The organism is Orenia metallireducens, from assembly GCF_003001995.1.
Lineage (GTDB): Bacteria > Bacillota > Halanaerobiia > Halobacteroidales > Halobacteroidaceae > Orenia > Orenia metallireducens_B.
The window spans coordinates 1-18755 of sequence record NZ_PVNB01000010.1 but is presented as its reverse complement, the minus strand read 5'-3'; the positions used below and the strand labels follow the sequence as shown (position 1 = coordinate 18755).

The 18755-nt window shown below is 28.9% G+C and carries 20 protein-coding genes; 2 read left to right on the top strand and 18 right to left on the bottom strand.

Annotation, left to right across the window (positions count from 1 at the left end; all coding sequences use genetic code 11):
* The first annotated feature begins 201 nt into the window (after positions 1-201).
* Positions 202-1410 carry an IS110 family transposase gene (locus BX659_RS08450; RefSeq protein WP_097018987.1) on the top strand — a complete coding sequence of 403 codons (1209 nt, stop codon included), beginning with the start codon at positions 202-204 and terminating at the stop codon, positions 1408-1410.
* Between the two features lie 163 nt (positions 1411-1573).
* Here BX659_RS08450 and BX659_RS08445 read toward each other — a convergent pair whose 3' ends face one another.
* The 14 genes from BX659_RS08445 to BX659_RS08380 form a co-directional block, all read right to left on the bottom strand.
* On the bottom strand, positions 1574-2464 hold the full coding sequence (locus tag BX659_RS08445; RefSeq protein WP_097018986.1) for a hypothetical protein: 891 nt from the start codon (positions 2462-2464) through the stop codon (positions 1574-1576).
* Entirely contained in the window at positions 2461-3426 is a 966-nt protein-coding gene (locus tag BX659_RS08440; protein WP_097018985.1) for an MvdC/MvdD family ATP grasp protein, read from the bottom strand. Before BX659_RS08440 ends, BX659_RS08445 begins: the two co-directional genes overlap by 4 nt.
* 26 nt (positions 3427-3452) lie before the next feature.
* On the bottom strand, positions 3453-3662 hold the full coding sequence (locus BX659_RS08435) for a hypothetical protein (protein ID WP_097018984.1): 210 nt from the start codon (positions 3660-3662) through the stop codon (positions 3453-3455).
* 27 nt (positions 3663-3689) lie between these two features.
* Complete coding sequence (locus tag BX659_RS08430; protein ID WP_097018983.1) at positions 3690-3905, bottom strand: hypothetical protein; 216 nt, start codon at positions 3903-3905, stop codon at positions 3690-3692.
* Positions 3905-4126: a hypothetical protein gene (locus tag BX659_RS08425; RefSeq protein WP_097018982.1), complete on the bottom strand. Its 222-nt coding sequence runs from the start codon at positions 4124-4126 to the stop codon at positions 3905-3907. The genes BX659_RS08430 and BX659_RS08425 overlap by 1 nt, the downstream gene beginning before the upstream one ends.
* 213 nt (positions 4127-4339) lie before the next feature.
* Complete coding sequence (locus BX659_RS08420; protein ID WP_097018981.1) at positions 4340-4825, bottom strand: flavodoxin family protein; 486 nt, start codon at positions 4823-4825, stop codon at positions 4340-4342.
* Positions 4826-4852: 27 nt separating this feature from the next.
* Positions 4853-5482 (bottom strand): class I SAM-dependent methyltransferase, encoded by a 630-nt coding sequence (locus tag BX659_RS08415; protein ID WP_097018980.1) that lies wholly within the window; start codon positions 5480-5482, stop codon positions 4853-4855.
* A gap of 329 nt (positions 5483-5811) precedes the next feature.
* Positions 5812-7173 (bottom strand): group II intron reverse transcriptase/maturase, encoded by a 1362-nt coding sequence (gene ltrA, locus BX659_RS08410; RefSeq protein ID WP_097018979.1) that lies wholly within the window; start codon positions 7171-7173, stop codon positions 5812-5814.
* Positions 7174-7727: 554 nt separating this feature from the next.
* A complete protein-coding gene (locus tag BX659_RS08405) occupies positions 7728-8969 on the bottom strand; it encodes a hypothetical protein (RefSeq protein WP_097018978.1) in 1242 nt (413 codons plus the stop codon).
* A 194-nt stretch (positions 8970-9163) separates the two neighbouring features.
* Positions 9164-9652, bottom strand: a complete 489-nt coding sequence (locus BX659_RS08400; protein WP_097018977.1) for a hypothetical protein — start codon at positions 9650-9652, stop codon at positions 9164-9166.
* A 27-nt stretch (positions 9653-9679) separates the two neighbouring features.
* Positions 9680-10087 carry a VOC family protein gene (locus BX659_RS08395; protein WP_097019015.1) on the bottom strand — a complete coding sequence of 136 codons (408 nt, stop codon included), beginning with the start codon at positions 10085-10087 and terminating at the stop codon, positions 9680-9682.
* 257 nt (positions 10088-10344) lie between these two features.
* The gene (locus BX659_RS08390; RefSeq protein ID WP_097018976.1) at positions 10345-11157 is read right to left on the bottom strand and encodes an aminoglycoside N(3)-acetyltransferase; all 813 of its coding nucleotides are present in this window, start codon (positions 11155-11157) and stop codon (positions 10345-10347) included.
* Between the two features lie 172 nt (positions 11158-11329).
* Positions 11330-12331 (bottom strand): S66 family peptidase, encoded by a 1002-nt coding sequence (locus BX659_RS08385; RefSeq protein ID WP_097019014.1) that lies wholly within the window; start codon positions 12329-12331, stop codon positions 11330-11332.
* A 221-nt stretch (positions 12332-12552) separates the two neighbouring features.
* Positions 12553-12975, bottom strand: coding sequence for a DUF3775 domain-containing protein (locus BX659_RS08380; RefSeq protein ID WP_097018975.1), 423 nt, complete (start codon positions 12973-12975; stop codon positions 12553-12555).
* 272 nt (positions 12976-13247) lie between these two features.
* On the opposite strand from BX659_RS08380, the gene BX659_RS08375 reads away from it, so the two are divergent.
* Positions 13248-14383, top strand: a protein-coding gene (locus BX659_RS08375; protein ID WP_374956481.1) for an IS3 family transposase whose coding sequence is annotated in 2 segments (ribosomal slippage) — positions 13248-13482 and positions 13482-14383 — 1137 coding nt in all. Because the reading frame shifts where the segments join, the coding sequence is not laid out codon by codon here.
* Here BX659_RS08375 and BX659_RS08370 read toward each other — a convergent pair.
* From BX659_RS08370 to BX659_RS08355, 4 genes are all read right to left on the bottom strand, one after another.
* A complete protein-coding gene (locus BX659_RS08370) occupies positions 14376-14567 on the bottom strand; it encodes a hypothetical protein (RefSeq protein ID WP_097018973.1) in 192 nt (63 codons plus the stop codon). The genes BX659_RS08375 and BX659_RS08370 overlap by 8 nt on opposite strands.
* A gap of 448 nt (positions 14568-15015) precedes the next feature.
* Positions 15016-15639: a hypothetical protein gene (locus tag BX659_RS08365; protein WP_097018972.1), complete on the bottom strand. Its 624-nt coding sequence runs from the start codon at positions 15637-15639 to the stop codon at positions 15016-15018.
* 223 nt (positions 15640-15862) lie between these two features.
* The gene (locus tag BX659_RS08360) at positions 15863-16975 is read right to left on the bottom strand and encodes a DUF4037 domain-containing protein (protein WP_097018971.1); all 1113 of its coding nucleotides are present in this window, start codon (positions 16973-16975) and stop codon (positions 15863-15865) included.
* Between the two features lie 182 nt (positions 16976-17157).
* The gene (locus BX659_RS08355; RefSeq protein ID WP_097018970.1) at positions 17158-18525 is read right to left on the bottom strand and encodes a diadenylate cyclase; all 1368 of its coding nucleotides are present in this window, start codon (positions 18523-18525) and stop codon (positions 17158-17160) included.
* Positions 18526-18755 lie beyond the last annotated feature (230 nt).

Genomic DNA, 18755 nt, shown 5'->3' with positions numbered 1-18755 from the left:
TTTATTATTATAATAAGAGTAAATAGAAACCAGGATAAAGAACGCATCTGCTGTTGGAGCTTTGATTTCGTCGCATAAACTGTTCAATTCCTAGTCAACACTTATACCACAATTGAGCTGGTTGAGTCTTTGAACTCGTATCACAACACGAACCTGTGGAAAGTCGTTGGTTAAGAAACCTGGTTAACAAGGAGGACTCAAATGAATCAACCTATTTTAAGTATTGATGTATCAAAATCTAATAGTTATGCTACAGCTTTTTTAGCTTATGGACAGGTCTTTACTTCTCCTATTTCCTTTGCTAATACTCGCCAAGAAATAGTAATTGCTTTTAAATTACTCAAAGATTTAAAGAAAGCAAGTGGTAAACAGCCTAGGGTTGTTTTAGAAGCCACAGGGAACTTCTCTAAACCCCTTAAATATTCTTTTATGAAAGGTGGGTATGAAGTAATAGAGCTTAATCCTATTCAAACTCATAAAGAGAAGAAGAGAAACATCCGTAAGATCAAGACAGACCCTATTGATACCCATAGAATTGCACAGGTTTATTACCTGAATAACTTTAAACCACAAGCCAATATCCCAGAAGAAACTGCAGAACTAAAGAATCTTACTCGCCAATATGAGAGCTTTAATGAACTTCACAGAGAGACTCAACTTAAATTTATGAGCCTAGTTGACTTAATTTTTCCTCAATATAATGAAGTTTTTGCTAAGTTATGTAGTATTACATCCTTAAAGGTTCTCTCTGCTTTTTCTACACCTGAAGATATCTTAGATGCTGATATTAATCAGCTTAAATCTATTTTAAAGATAAGTAATCATAATCAAAAATGGATAGATAATAAAGTTAAAGAATTAATGGCTGCTGCTAAAGAAAGCTTATCCTATAAAGTAGCTCAAAGCTCTAGTATTCGGGTTCTAAAGCATTATATAGAATTACTCTTGACCCAGAAAGCTATTTTAAAAGATTTAAAAACTGAAATTACAAAGTATGCTAAGCTTTCTTATGCCTTTCCTTTACTCCTGTCGATACCAGGAGTAGGAAAGTTAACAGCAGCCAGTATTACAGGAGAGATTGGTGATATTCATAGATTTCCTACTACTAAACAGTTAACTGCTTATGCTGGTCTAGACCCCAGCGTCTATCAATCAGGTAGATTTAAAGCGACCAATAATAAGATATCTAAACGAGGCTCAACTTACCTTCGGAAGTCACTCTACCAAGCAACTACTGCTGCTGTGAGAAAAGTTAAAGTAAGACCTAATAATCAACTCCTATATGACTATTATAACCAAAAACGCGAACAAGGAAAACCATATAAAGTTGCTATTATCGCTACTGCCAATAAGCTTTTAAGAACAATTTATGGGGTTTGGAAGAATAACGAGATGTTTAAAATAAAATAATAACTATTAGATTAAAAGTTTAATATTTTGCTAAATTTTCAAAGTTTGCTGAAAAGTAAGCTTATTTTATCATGCTCATTTTTAGGTATGTAAATATTTTTTAATTTATTCTTGACTTTTATTAGCTGGTTTAGACGATGTTTGAAATTTACAGTAATTTATGTTATTTACTTTCTTTAATAATTACAACCTTTCCAGTGTCTTCATCAAATCTAAATTTAAAATTACTTAAAGAAAAATCTGTTTTATTTATAATATTATCCTTTTTTAAATTCAGTTTTATTTTTTTTATATTACTTTTAGTCTTTTCTTTTTCATTATTAGATAATACAGAAATATTCTTTTTATTATTAAGGAAGTGACTATCGCTAGGATTATTATCATAAAAAAATAAACATCCAATAATTAATATTAAAATTGAAGCTAAATATATAATACCCCAAACAAGAGAAATTTGAGCTTTGATAACTTTATTCACTCTTTTAGTAATAAATTTATTTTTAAAATTTGAATTATTTATTTCCTCTAAGGTCATCTTTTCTAAATAATCTGATTCATTTTCTGATTCCTCAGCTATTTCTATCAGATTATCACTAGCGAAAATAATATCTTCTTCTCTGGTAATAACATTTATAGAAACTTTTAATGCTCTACTTAAATGAAATATCATAAATATAGTCAATACAAAAATAATTGCTTTTATGCTAAATGCTAGATGATTAAAATTTTTAATTAATAAACCTGTAATAGTAAAAAAAACAGTAAAAATAACTCCTGCAGATTGCCAAATTAATTTAGCTTTTTCTCTAACTAATTTACTCCTTCCGTCAATTTTAGCCATCCGATCATTTGAAAATTTATTAAGCTGATTTATTATTTTATAGTTATTATTTCTTAACCCACCATTTCTAATCTTTTCTTTAACTTTTTCTCCATCTTCTCTGGCTAAATCGTCACTAGTATTAGAGAAAGTGACAAATAACCAATCACCCTCAAAAGGCAATTTATGCTTGAAATCTAATGCTTTTCCCTTTATTTTTTCAAAATTAATCATTTATTATCTCCTCTAATTAATAAATCTACAATTTCTTTACTTAAAGGCCAATCCATAGTTTCCTCTAACCATGCCCATTGCCCATTTGGATTTATTTCGAAAAAAATATATTCTCCTTCTTCAGTAACAGCTAAATCAATCGCTCCAAATTCTAACCCTAATTTTTTCACTAATTTAATCAGTTTGTTTTTTAAATTTATAGGTAAATCATGTTCAAAATGATCTAACTGTTCTATTTTTAATTTCCTCCAATCAATAACTTTTTCTTTATTATTTCTATTTACATGGATTTCAGCTGCAAAAACTTTTTCTCCTATAATAGTAACTCTAATATCAAACTTTTTATTTATTTTTTTCTGAAATATTGATGGGATATACTTGATAGAATCTTTTTCTTGTAAATCCATTAAATTTACTTGGCTTGTATATATCGCCTTAGGTTTTTCATCATCTATAAAACCTACAAACAAAGGTTTTATAATCATTTCGCCATTACAATTATGATAGAATCTTTCAACTTTTTCTGGATTATTACTTATTATAGTTTTAGGAATATTTAAACCAAGCTCTTTAGCAATTTTTAATTGATATATTTTATGTTCTGCTTTCCTAATAGCTTCCATATCACTTACCCAAAAGCAATCAAGCGAATACCATAATCCCCTTAAAAAATCTCTAGCTTCATTTAAACAAAATTCTCTAACAGCTTCATTTTTTATTGATGAATCTATATTCGGCTTAATAGGTCTTCTATACCAAACACTTTTAATTTTACTTAAATTTATTTTTTTATTTGGGGTATTAAAAATCAATTCTGTATTCTTATTGAAAATTACACTACTAAAACTCTTTGTAGGAAAATCTTCTGTATTTATCCTAATATATTCAATATTCCTTTTTTGTAATTCTAACACTACATAATCAGCAGTTATATCTTCTTTATTAGTAATTATAAGGATCATATTAATGTCTCCTTTAATTTATATTTTTATCTATCAGTACTTTCATCAGTTGTTGAATCTTTTCCTGCCTCTGTTATATAAGACCCACTCAAATATAACGGTATTACTCCTTCAATAACAGGATCATTTGATTTTTTATAAACTAATATATCCTTAACATAGTCATATTTATATAAATTTTGTTCAACATAAGATTTTTCTTTAGATATACTATATTTTGAAATAAATGGTTCCATTATAAATAACCCACCCTTTCTTATATTCTATCTATCAGTACTTTCATCACTTGTTGAATCTTCTTTTGCTTTAGTTATATAAGAACCAGATAATTGTATTGGTATATCTCCATTCACAACAGGTTCTTTTTTGTTATCATTCCAAACTAATACATCTTTCTCATAATGATATACAAAATCATTATTTCCGTTTTCAATTTGCAAATTATCTTCACTATAATTTAATATAAAAGGTAACTTCATTATATCCCCCCCCTGTCTGTAGATTCATCACTAGTCGGATCATGTTTCGCGGCTGTTCCTTTAGAGCCTGTCATTTTAAATGAAATATTACTATAAATAACAGGTTGTCCATTACTTTTTAATGTCATTACATCACGTTCATAATCAAATTTACATAAATTAAATTCCCTACTCTCATCAGATTCATAATTAGAAGAATATTTAACTATAAATGGATTCAATATTTTATACCTCCTTATATTAACTTATTTCAAATGTCGTCTAACGTCCCGCAGATTCACGACGTCCCCATCTAATGCTCCTAACTCCAAACTAAACAACTAAGTCTAACATAATTCATCTGTACCTTCATCTATGGTCACCAGTTGGGATGTAGCTAATCTGCTGTTATCTGACGTATACCTAACATAGTGATTACATCAACTAACATATTTTTATTTAAAAAGTTCTATAGTCTTTAAAGCTATTCTTTTCCCAAAAATCTTTGCTCTTTCTCTTTGCTCAGAATCACCATTTTTAATACATACAACTCCATAATGAGTATAGGGTTGTCCTTCAGCTGAACCTCCCGAATATACTAACATTCCTTTAACTAACATATGTCCAGCTAAAGTTAACAAAGTAAAATCTGCTCCTCCACCCAAATAATCCTCTGTAGCAAACATAGCTCCTAATTTACCTCCAAGTTTACAACCCCATGATTCATCAAACCATTTTTTCATCTGCCAAGAAAAATCTGCATAATAAGTCGGGCAACCAAAAATAACAGTTTTAGCTTCATTTAAATATTCATAATCAATATCATTAATGCTCATACATTTTACTTCAACATCTGTTACTTCTCTTGCTCCTACGGCAATTATCTCTCCTACTTCTTTTGTATTTCCAGTTTTACTGTGATATAAAATTGCTAATTTCATCAAATAAACTCCCTTCTGTAACTTTTATTACTCATTCTTTTCTGCAAAAATAAAAACATCTGTTGTTACTGATCCATCTGGTTCTGGATAATCTTGCTTAGATAATTTAAGTATTTCAAAATCGTAATTTGCTAATAAATCTCTAACTTTATCTGCTTCATAATAATTATAGTAAATTTCTTCTTTTGAAAAACTAGTTGTTTCAAATCCGGGTTCTTTTCCTTCCATAAAACTTAAATAAATTTTCCCTTTATTTCTTAAATATTTAGATACTTTCTCTAAAACAACTTTCATCTCATTATCATCTAAATGAACAATACAAAAAGATAATATTATAACATCAAAAGTACTTTCATCAAAACTAATATTTGTTATATCTTCACAGTAAAATTTACCCTCTGGAATATTTTTTTCGGCTATTTTTAACATTTTCTCCGAAAAGTCTACTCCTGTAATCGAAAATTCTTTCCCTGAAGAACAAAGCCATTTTAATACATTACCCGGACCACAACCTAAATCTAAAACTTCATTCCCACAATCAAGAAATGAAATAAATTCTTTAATTTTCTTTTCATATAGCGGAAAATTCATAAACTTATTTGTGTAATCCTCTGAATTCTTATTGTAAGCAGTTATTGTTTTTTCTGTTTTTTCCATTAATTATTCTCCTTCTCGATTTAGAAAAAATTACCATTTGGCATATGTCAGATAACGTCCCTCAGCTTCGCGACGTCCCAGTTAATACTCCCAATTCTAATAAAAATACAATCCTATATAAGTCATCCACGACTTTGATTCATCCTCATAGCTGTGATGTGGTAAGTAGATATATACATCTTCTAAACTTAGGAATCCCTTTGTTTTCCCCGTTTGCTCACCCTTTCGTCTATGAGTGTCACAATATTTGCTCCTTATTAAGTTGATGTATACCCCTCTCAGAACCGTACGTGCCCAATTTAAGCATACGGCTCCCCAAATGAACCTCTTTACACAAAAGCCGAATTAAGATTTACCTTAACCTTTGGTTCTGCCAATGGGAAGACTTTAATTAATTGTCTTAATTCTTCCCAAGTTATGCTGTTTCGTTGGCTTCTTCTATTAAGCCATTTATACAGTAGTTTTATCACTTCTCTTTTATAGTTCTCTAACCCTTTCCAGTTATCACTTACTCCATAATATTGATAATGTCCTCTTAATTTCTGATTTACTTTTCTCCATATTTCATCTATTGCTAAGTGTCTATTTTCCTTAATCCATTCACCAAATTCATTTACCTTAACGGTAAATGTCTTTCGTGCTATCTTCCATTTAAGCTTAAACCTTCCCCTCCGGCTTTTACTGCAATAATGGGTAAATCCCAAAAAATCAAAGGTTTCTGCTTTGGTTTCTCCTCTTCGCTTAGCATCTCTTTGAGCAAATCTCCCAAATTCTATCATCTTGCTCTTATCTTCTGATAGTTTTAAATCAAATTTATTAAGTCTATCTTTTAATGAAGAATAGAACTTTTGAGCATCGGATTTATATTGGAAGCAGAATACTATATCATCAGCATATCTTGTAATATATGCTTCTCCTTTACAGGATTTAGTAACTACTCTATCAAACCATAAGTCGATAGTATAGTGAAGATAGATATTTGCTAATAATGGAGATAAAGTTCCACCTTGGGGAACACCTCTTTTACTTTCGTAATAGTTGCCTTCTTCTAATATTCCTGCTTTTAGAAATCTTTTAACTAGCCTTAATATTTTACTATCATTTATTCTATGCTGAAGAAATTTTCCCAGCCATTCATGATTTACGTTATCAAAGAATCCTTTGATGTCTGCATCTATGATATATCCAACTTTCTTTGTTCCTATGTCTCTGCTTAGATTCTTTAAGGCATCATGACAGTTTCTATTAGGACGAAATCCATAAGAGAATGGTAGAAAATCTTGTTCATAAATATTTTCTAAGATAATTACTAAGGCTGTCTGGACTATCTTATCCTCTATTGCAGGTATACCAAGAGGTCGCATTTTATTACTGCCTATCTTCTTTATATATTTACGTTTTACTGGATTAGGCATAAAAGAGTTACTTTTAAGTCTGCTGTATAAGTCTGTAATATTTTCTTCTAAATTTTCTGCATAACTTTCTTTACTTTTACCATCTACTCCTGGAGCTGCTTTTGGAGAAAGTCTCCAAAAGGCTTCTATTAATGTGCTCTTGTAAAGCAAATGGCTTAATGAGCAAAATTTTGCTGCTTTGTCTCTTTTCGCTCTTTGTGCTATGCGAACAAGTTTTGTTCTCACCCCTTCTTCGGTTCTGTGTCCGATAGATGTGTCCCTTGCTTGCAGTTTCATCTGTTACTACTCCTTCCCTCCACTAGAATTACCCAGTTTCTTTGGTACTATGAGAGTATCCGACTTCCTATTGGCTTTTGCCTTCTTCACCTCTTCAGCTCATCGGGCATACTCTCCTTGCGGAGAGACCAGATAGGATCTCCCTGGGTTTCTATATATTCTTAATGTTTAGCGAGGTAGTGCCTTAGACTCCGGAGATGTCTAATTATACTTGCCCTTTTACGCATAATTAAATTCTGTCTTCCACTTTAGCGACAGCTTCGACCCTTCTCAGTTGCATCGTTTTCGGAGCTCAATACAATTCCTACGGGTTTTAAAATTTAAAAACCACTTCGTGATAAAACCATCCACCGCTGACAAACCAATTCAGTCGATTCTACCTTGCTAACTTTCTGTCTACACTTAAAGGATTACGTTACCGCAATCCCTCCAAGACTCGATACAGAGCTGGTGGCTAACCTTTACTCTGATGAGATTCACACTCACTAGAATATATACCCTGCCAGGACGTACCGCTAATCTCATGTTATATGATGTAAATAAACGTCGAAAAATCAAATCCTCTTTTCATAATCCTTATAATCAAAATAAAATTTAGTCAATATTATAGGGAAAACAACACGAAAGACAATATTTATAAATCCAAAAATTCCATTTAAAACATGACTATACATATATCCATAAATTGAAACATTGATACTACTTAAAAGACTTCTAAAAACAAACTCAATAATTGTAAGTACAATAATCAAGGAAATATACCTTGAAAAATTAAAGGTTATAAATTCTATACTTCCCTTCAATGCCTTTACAACATTTTTATCCTCAAAAACAATAATATGTGGAGTAAACATTGTTAATAGAACTATTATCAAATTAATTAAAATAAATAAATATTTGAGCCACGGTAAAGAATTAAATATTATATTTCCTAATAAAGGAATCAAATACATAGTCATTCGAATATTTAATATTAAAAATAAAATTAAATTAAATTTAAACAAATGATCAAAACTCCCTAATGATTTTTTTATTCTTAAATCCAGACCATCTAATTCCTTCTCTCCCTCCCTTATCTCAAATAAAATCAACCCTTGCAAAAATGAAAACAAGATTATAGAGGCTACATTCATTATCAACCCTAAACCAAGAAAATATCTAGTAGATTCACTTATAGAACTCATTCCATTTCTCGCATTCATTAAAAACAACCTAAACCCCAAAATAACTAGTCCAAAAACTAAAGTGTATTTTAAAATCATTCTTAAAAAATTCATCTTCTCTTCATCTTCTCTTGTAATATACTTTTTTATCTTCTTAATAACTACTTTAAATAAAATAACAAACAATAACGCTCCAAATATAAAAAATATATTATTAATTAATCTGCCATAATATAGAAAGTTGAAATTTATCGGTCTGCTAACCAAATCATTAATATAACCAAAAATATTCTTAAACTTAAAAATAGATCTTGCTTTTTCAGCCGAATTAATAGTTCTCATATTAAAAAGAAAATCAATTCCATATTGAAATATTATATTATAAATAAAAAATATTGAATTAATTAAATACTCTAACAAATAAATCATTAAGGGACCTAATAATAACCATTTCTTTTTTAATATTAATTTTTTAGTTTCTTTAAAATAGGTTATTATTTGATATTTCGATTTAAATCCTTCTAAAGAAGCAGAAGAAATTTCATTTAGTTTTTGGTAAATATAATATACTAACATTCCTGCTCCTATAACAACAAGAATAGATAAACTAAACACATCTTCACTTATTATCATTATTCTCAAGCTCCTTTCATTAAAGCTAAGCACTAGTTTATTTATGTCATATAACGTCCCTGAGTTTCGCGACGTCCCCTTTAATGCTCCTAATTTCAAATAAACTTTAAGTCTTAGATAAGTCAGCCCCGACTCTTTATTTATGCTCATGACTGGGATGTCGCTAAGGTGCTGTTATGTGCAGTTGGGCGGTCTTACTCTAGATAATTAACTTTAGCATATTTTTCATATTCCTCTAAAAAACTTAAAGTTTTATCTTTTATTTCTTTTAAATTTCCATATATCTGTTGTTTTGCTAGATAATACTCCTGGCTCAAATAATTTAATTTTGTTAATTCATAATTATTATTACAATAACTTGATTGTAAAGACAATTTATAAATTATATTAAAAATCTCATCATATGTTTTTAAATTATCTTTTAAATCTTTATAACAAAATCCTAGAATAACCATTAGAGGTTTACCTGAAAAATCACCTATAAAAATTTCTTTTAACATAGAAGCTAAATCTACAGTAGATTCACTTAAAGATAAAGATATTTCAAACATTTTATAAGGAATTTCCTCAACATCATTATTTTCAATGTAATTATCAGCCCAGTTTATAACATCTTCTTTTTCAAAATATCCACTAGATAAACCCAGATAATAAACACATACAATTTCTTTTAATGAATACATATCATCACCCAGTTATTTGAATTTTTATTATCCAATAACAAAAGAAGACCAATCATTTTCCCTTGCCCACTTCAAACGGTCTTCTATAGTGTTATAATGTAATTCTAACTTATGTCCATCAGGGTCAAGAAAATAAAAAGATTCACCTTCTGATGTATTATTTTTAAAAGTCTTTACCCCTGCTTTTTTAAGTCTTTCTATTAACTTAGGATATTCTGTTGAAAGTACATTAAATGCAATATGTGTATAATCTTGATTAGGTTCTGATATGATTTTTTCGTCTAAATTTAAAGCAATCCATATATTCCCTGCCATTAAATATGCTCCTTTATCCCAATGTGCTACTAATTTTAATCCTAATAATTCTGAATAAAACTCTATAGATATATCTAAATTGCTAACTGCAAAAGTTATATGGTTTACCCCATTTATCATAAAACTCATTCTCCTCTCACTCCTCTCAACAAAACTTTATTTTTTGAATTTATAATCACATTAAAATCTTTTAACACAGCATCTAGCCCAATTGCACATAACTTAACCGTATTGCCGAAGTTCCTCAACCTTAGATATGTCTATCTTAGGTTGAGGAATTTGGGTGTAATGACGTGAGGAATGGAACCGGCAATATTTTGTTAGGCGATGGACCATGGCCCACATTAAAAATCCATAAAAAAGTTTTAATCTAATATCTATTTAGAAAATCTATATTTTCTTAACCATGATTTTGCATAATCCACCCCATCTTTTATATCAAATAACTTACAGTTTGCATTACCAACTTTACCTTTATGTACTATAATATTTTCTTCAAAATTTTGCCCAATTAGTTCAAAATCATCTGAATTATAATCATAGTCATCAAACCATTTCCAAACTTTTTTACCCTTATCTAACATTGCAGTGCCTACGCGTTTCATTGGCATTTCTTCTATAAATGATTCTGAAAGATGAAAACTAGTGCACGAATCATATCCCACTCCCAACAATAGAACTTTTGCTCCTAATTCATGTATCTTTCCTAGAGGTGATTTCATACCTAACTGTGGTGTTAAAAGATGTTCCTCAACAATTTCTTTTGCATACTTACCATTAGCAGAAAATGATACTTGTGGATGATCTGACCTTAATGTATTAGGAAATGTTCTAAATAATTCTGCAATACATCCCATTCCTCTTGTTGGTGTTTTATCAGGTTCAAATGCTGGCATATTTTCATATATCATATCTATCCATTCTTTGGGAACAGGAGGATTTTCCCATTCTTCTGGATCACTCCAATCTCCGCTATGAGCTGGCATAACTAATGTCCCTTCTTTTCCTAAGGCATTCATTATTGCAGTTATAACAGATTGTGCACCACCGCATACCCACCCTAAACTTGATAAGGATGAATGAACTAATAAGATATCTCCACGATTAACCCCAAGTTTTATTAAATCTTGGTATAAACTATTTATTGTAATTGGTTCCTTTGTTTCAGAAATTATAGAACCCTCACTCATATCTTTCACGCTCCTGTATTATATTTATGGTCTTTCGCCTAACGTCCCGCAGCTTCGCGACGTCCCATCAATGCTATGTAACCTAATAATGCAACCTGAATTTCATAAGTAATTCCCAGCACCTATTTATGCACTACAACTGGATGTCGCTAAGCTACTGTTAGGTGAAGTGCTACCTTATCCAACTATCCAATATGCTAACCTTCTTATTAGTAGCATCTAATTCAATTCTTGAACCAATCGGCAAAGTGAACATTGGATGCGTATGGCAACAATCAAACTTAGCTAGAAATGGTATGTTTTTTTCCCTTAGAACTTCTTTTAATATCTCATAAGGCTCTCTATCAGTTCCCTGATCATCAAACAACTCATGCTTCCCTAAAATAATTCCAGATATTTTATCAAATACACCACTTACTTTAAGTAATGAAAATAATTTTTCCATATGTGCAGCTGTTTTCATTGTATCTTCTATAAATAAAATATCTCCTTCTTTTATTTCAGGCATATATTCACTTTTCCAAATTCCTGTCATAGCATTTAAATTTCCACCAATTACTCTTCCAACTACTTTACCTTTATTAACTGTTATCCACTCATTTTTATTTTTAGTTTTTTCTCTCTCCTTCTCTTCCCAATTTATATATTCATCTGTCCAATATTCTGGCCGATTGTAAATATAAGGTAACCTTTGCTCTTCTATTAAAATATCACTAAAGTAGTTATATGTATCATGAACAAAAGGTGGAAATTCTCCAAATGAAGGAACTAACGCTGGTCCATAAAAAGTCATTATTCCTGTTTTAGCATATATTGCTAATAAAATAGCAGTTACGTCTGAATAACCTATCATAATCTTAGGATTCTTTTTGAATGCTTGATAATCAATATAAGGTAATATTGAATTAGAATTCGTTCCTCCGATTACTGACATAATACATTTTATTTCTGGATTTTTAATTAATTGATTTAGTTCTTCTGCCCGCTCTTCTATATTACCCGATCTATAAAAATCTTCTTTCCCAGTCAAGTTACCAGCTAATAACTTAAACCCTTTATTTTTAAGATATTTCTTAGCTCTTTTAAATCTTTTTGGAGCAGTATAAGTTGCTGGAGAAGAAGGAGAATAAAAAGCTATTGTATCTCCTTTTTTTAATTTTTTTAAACTCATAATAATCTCTCCTTTCAAGCAAAGTAGCATTTCACCTAACGTCCCTCAGCTTCGCGACGTCCCAGTTAATACCCTCAATCTTTAATAAAGCTACAATCTTACATAAGTCAGCCCCAACTTTGATTAATCCTCATAGCTGGGATGTCGTTAAGCTGATGTTATACGAAGTCATCAGATTTCATAATTAAATACTTATTTTGTATAATTTTTCTATTTTGAAGCTATTATTCATAACTCAATTTTCCAATTCCTTCTATTAAATATCTAGCTAAAGGACTTTTAGACATCATCATACTAATTTCTGCTGACCTATCAATTTCTTTTCCTAATTCAAAACCCAAAACCTCAAATTTTTGTTTAAAAATATAATTAAAATTAGATTCTAAAATCTTTCTTCTTTCATCTCTACCTATATACATTACAGTCTGTAAAATCATTATTTCATCATTAGTTAAACTCTTCAGATAATTTCTCAATTTTTGTTTAGATTCTATATCATGAAAAGCATCAAATTCTTCCATAAAATCTACATCTTTTTTACTTTCATATTCTTTCTCTAAAGCATCATAATCTCTCATATATTCTTTAGCTAGTTTTACAACATCAAAAATCTTCGGCTTTAAATCTATAAATTTTTCATAATACATAATTAATTTCCCCCTTATTATATTGTTTAATTTAAAATTATTTATCAATTTTTTCGACATTTAATATATCCATAGTAACCCCCTTCTTTTTTGTATAAGAAGATTGATTAAAAATAAGGTCTCTTTCAGAAGTGTTAACTTTAATGTCAATTAATAAATCAAATTTTTCACTTCCTTTTTCCCTGCCTAAAATTTGTTTTTGATGCTAGTATAAAATCATGGACACACTTTATTGAACATATTACAATATAATTAAGAAAGGGTGTGTCTATATGAGTTATACAGAAGATTTTAAACAAACGATAGTAGAACTTTATCAATCAGATAATAAATCTAAATCAGAGCTTGCTCGTGAATATGGTGTTTCTAGAACTTCTATAAATAACTGGATTGAACTTTATGCAGAAATAGATGTTGATGAAAATAATACTATTACTTATAAAGAATTTTTAGCTATAAAGAAAGAGAACCAAAGACTTAAACAGGAAGCAGAGATTTTAAAAAAGGCTTTAACCATATTCGCGAAAAAATAGATGACAAGCAATTAGATACTTTTATTGATGATAATAAAGATAATTATGGTGTTAAATCATTATGCACAGTCCTGGGGGTTGCTCGCAGTACTTATTATGACCGTAAGGCAAGACCCAAGTCCAATAGAGAGCTTGAAAATGAAAGATTAGAAAAAGATATTATGGGTATATATCTAAATAGTAAAAAACGATATGGTGCTATTAAAATTCATAAAAAACTCTCAAAAACAGGTTGGAATGTTAGCATTAAAAGAGTACAAAGATTAATGAAAAAACTAGATATTAGGTCAATTGTGCATAAGAAATTTAAACATTATTCTTCTAAATCTGAAGACATATGTGGTGAAAACCTTTTAAAAAGAGATTTCTCCACGACTTCTATCAATCAAAAATGGGTATCTGATATTACCTATATCTATACTGTTAAAGATAGTTGGTGCTATTTAGCATCAATTATGGATCTTCATACGCGAAAAATTATTGGTTATGCCTTTGATAAATCTATGACTACTGATTTAACTATAAAAGCTCTAGAAAAGGCTTATTCAAATAGCAAACCCGACAAAGTAGTTATTCTTCATTCTGATAGAGGAACTCAGTATACTAGTAATACTTACAGAAATAAAGTAAAAGAATTAGATTTAGTACAATCATTTAGTGGTAAAGGAAACCCTTATGATAATGCATGTATAGAATCATTTCATTCCATTTTAAAAAAGGAAGAAGTTAATCATAAGTTATATAAATCTTTTAAAGAAGCAAATTTAGCTATATTTGAATTCATTGAAGCATGGTATAACAGATCTAGAATTCATGGGAGCATTGATTATATGACTCCCAATGAGTATGAAAAACAATTAAAGTTAGCTAGTTAATTTGTTCAAATTTTTGTGTCCAAGATATTGACATAGGTCCATTTTGTTTTAATATTTTTCGTTGTTGTTCATCAGCCATTGCATCGACTTGTATAAATATTGTGCTATAAAAACTATTTTTATTTCTTTGATAATTTTTATATTTAATTCCTTCTACTTCTACTTCATCAATTATATACTTCACAATTATCACTCCTTATTAAATTTTTGTTAATAAATTTTTTCTTTGAATTTTCTAATATAACTTTTATACGAAGTCAACAGTCTACCTTTGAATTTTTTTAATATTACAATTATAAAGTTCTATATCAATAAAATGATTTTCATAAATCTTTTATAATAGAATATTTTTCAATTTCATATTCATTAAATTAGTCCACTCATTAAAAAACTAACTTATCTTAAATAAAAATAATTTTATTTCTTCTACTAATATGTTATAATAATGCAAAGAGGGGAGTGGTTCTAATGCAAACATTTTTGACTCAGCCTGTCGTCTTGTTAAAGAGTTCTAGGAGGCATATAAAAATTAGAACTATTCAATACTAGAACCTACAATAATATTGTAGCCACTCAGCACCCCTTCTTTAATTTCTCTTTTACAATTATATAAAATTTTATAAACCGATAAGTTAGGGTAATTTTTTATTTAGCTGTTCAAAAAAATTACTCATTGTTTCAATTACTTTTAAACAAAATCCTTTTCTTATATTTATATAATTCAAATTATCAAGTCCTATAGTGGCTTCACTATTAATAAATGATTGTATTTTTTTAATTTTAGTTATTTTACTTTTATTATGTACTATGTTATTTCTAATAAAATTATAGTGATTTATTTTATTCCATTCTTTAGTTTCATCAGGGAAGTCTACATTCACAACTTCTTTTAAATATTTTTGTGCTCTTTTAATTCCTTTATCTTTTCTAAAATCTTTTAAATCTATTTCATATTCACCTTCATATTTTCTACATATTCTATTTAATTCATGCTCTATTCTCGAATATATAGATACAAACAAAGATTTTCTAAACATATTAGGAAACTCGCTATTTAGCTTCCATTTTTCATCAATCACATGATTTTCTATAAAAATTTCTCTATCCATATCATTATTTAATTTTGCTAATTCTTTCTCAGTCCACAAATTAAGCTCTTCTAACTTTTCATCTAACATTTCTTCAAACATTTGCACATATTCTTTCATCAGATGTAAATCAACATACAAGTAACCTATTTTATTAAAATAACCCACAAACTACTCCCCCTCTTAAAATCATTAATTTTAATTATTCTCATAAAAAATAATATAATCTGACTGATGATTTCGTATAACGTCCCGCAGATTCGCGACGTCCCCTTTAATACTCCTAATCTCATATAAAATCTAAGACTTGCATAAGTTAGTCCCAACCTTCATTTATCCTCTCAATTGGGATGTAGCTAATCTGCTGTTATGCGAAGTTAAGGCACGTACTTTATATAATGCGGTCACCTTCTCCATCTCTTTTTTTATTACTTTTCGCTTTATAAATTTCTTCAAATTTTATATATTGTTCTGACCATACTAAAATATCACTATTTGTTATCCACTGGTCACATCCTCCCCATATCTCCATCTCTTTCAACTTTGTAGGGAGGCTATCAGATAAAGCTTCTAAAATATTATCAAAGGATAAAGTTCTAAATCCTCTAGATAACATTTTTTCTGTCAATTTAATAGTATCTGTTATCTCAAGATCATTATGTGCGTCTAATAATATTTTAAATACATTCTCAAGTATCTCTATAACCTTATTCATATTTGACATAACTAAACACTTTTCTAATTGAGGTCCTATTTCTTCTGCTAATTTTGGTAGGTTATAAAATTCTCTAGAAAACCATTTCATAGTTCCAGGATAATACTTACGATTAAGTAGAAATGTCAATCTTACAATTCTTTCTATAATTTTACTCACTACTAACCTTGATGAAAGCATCTCATCTCTTACTGAGCAAACCCAAACTATATCAAGATCATTTAAACTACTCCATGCATACAACATTTTAAATTTCCAAATTTCATCAGGTAAATATTCAAATTCTTTTCTAACTCTTGTTATATCACCGACTGGGTCATAAAATATTTTACCTCGAGTTAACTCCAATAGTTTTTGTTCAGGAATACATAACCATTGATATAAACTAAAGTCTTTTTCTATTTCATGCTGAATCTTTAAATATCTAGAAACAGTACTAATACCAACATGATGAATTGAATCTTCTAAATCATCAGTTGAAACAAACGCTCCCAATTCCTTATCAAGCACATATCTTGTAGAATACCCTAAAAACTTTTTTGGCAATTTTTCATCTAACATCTTGCTTATATCTTCCGCATACTTATTATAATCATCATTGCTAAGCCATATATTACATCTTGGTCCCCATTCATGATCCTTTGATAACTCATCATCATGCCCTAATATATCTGAACCATACCCTAATAATCCTCCTGCATAATTATTTTTTAAAAAAGGAAAATTATCTTCAATTAATTTTGATACTACTTGATTAAAAAATTTCTCAGCTAATTCTAATCCTTTCATTTTACCACTCTCCCTAGTGCCTTAATTTTGCATAACGTCCCTGAGATTCGCGACGTCCCCGCCAATGCTCATATTCTTATATAAACTCTAAGTCTCACATAAGTCAGCCAAACCTTCATTTATACACCTCAATTGGGATGTTGCTAATCTCATGTTATGCGAAGTGCACAATTACAATAAAACTAAATTTCTATTTTACATTCTCCTTTATAATAGACAGATATAGGTCCATCTTCTGATATTTTTATAACTGCTAATTCTTGATTCTCTTTTGCAAATTGTCTAGCAATATAACTTCTTGATCCTCCGGAATTATTAATATCATCATTTTTTTCATAAATATTTAATATAGCTCCAAAACCGTATATATTAAAACTATTATCTATTAATACAGCACCGTCAGTTAAAGAAAGTTGAGTAAGCACAGATTTACGATAAACATCATTATTAACCAAGCTTATATTGCCAGAAATACACTTTGAATATTTATTGTCTTCTACTTGTTTACCAATGACTAATATAGTTCCCTTTTTTAAATTTGAAATTTCAATAAGATTGCTAAGGAAATTATTGTAATTATTTTTAAATCCTAGTGAGATTAATACCTTTTTAATAGCTCTATGAAATGAATTATAATCTCTTGTTCTTGTCAAACCATTCTGCATATCAAAAACAACTTTATTATTACAAACCATTCTAATTAAATTTATTCCTTTAATTCTAGCAATTAAGCAATTCTGTAATTCTTTAGGATCTCTATCTATAAACTTTAATCCTTTTAAAGATTTATTCGGAAAGAAAATTCCCTTGATTTTAAATTCATTATTAACCAATAAAAAACTTTTTTCTCCTCCTGCAACTTCCATAAAAGGCTGTTTTACTAATTCAATGTTTCTTATATCATAATCATCATTTAAATCAAAAAATAATCTATCACTATATTGCTCTTTAAAATCCAAATATCGATTAACAAATATTAATCCAAAATCTGCATTTTTATTTTCTATTTTTTGCATACTCATTTTAATCAATAAATTATATATCAATTCAAATTTATCACAAAAATTTGATGGAATAAAAGTTTTTAAATATTCTATCATTATATTATTATTTCTATTTTTTATTCTATCTTTAACCTTCGCAATATAAATTTTTAATAACTCTATATTCTCCTGATGATTCAATAATGGTGATGATAATACTATAAGATATCTATTGGAATTATAAGTAAAATTAATAAGTCTAGAAAAGGAAGGAAATTGTTCTAAATTTATTAAAATAAAATCATTGAAATTTAAAGCATTTTTAAATATTTCATTTGGCTTAATATCTTTTATATTAATAGGTAAGTCTTCTTCTTTATAATTATCACCACCTAGTATCTTGGCTAATTCTCTCTCATTAAGCTCCTTTCTATTTTTAACAGTTTGATAAATTTCTTTTCCAATAATATGACTAAACTCTTTCTGGTCTGTCTTTAAAATTTCAACATTAATTTTAGGACCAAAAAGTTCCTTAATAGAACAATAAATTTCACTTATTACATCCATAAAAATATTCCTCCTCTTTAATTAACTCAATATATCAAAATCTTAGCATTTCGCATAACGTATCAGAGTTTCACGACGTCTCATAGATATACCTATCCCTGATTTTTTCTATATCTAACATAAGCCCTTATTAATTTAACGTATCAGAGTTTCACGACGTCTCATAGATATACCTATCCCTGATTTTTTCTATATCTAACATAAGCCCTTATTAATTTTAATTATGCTCT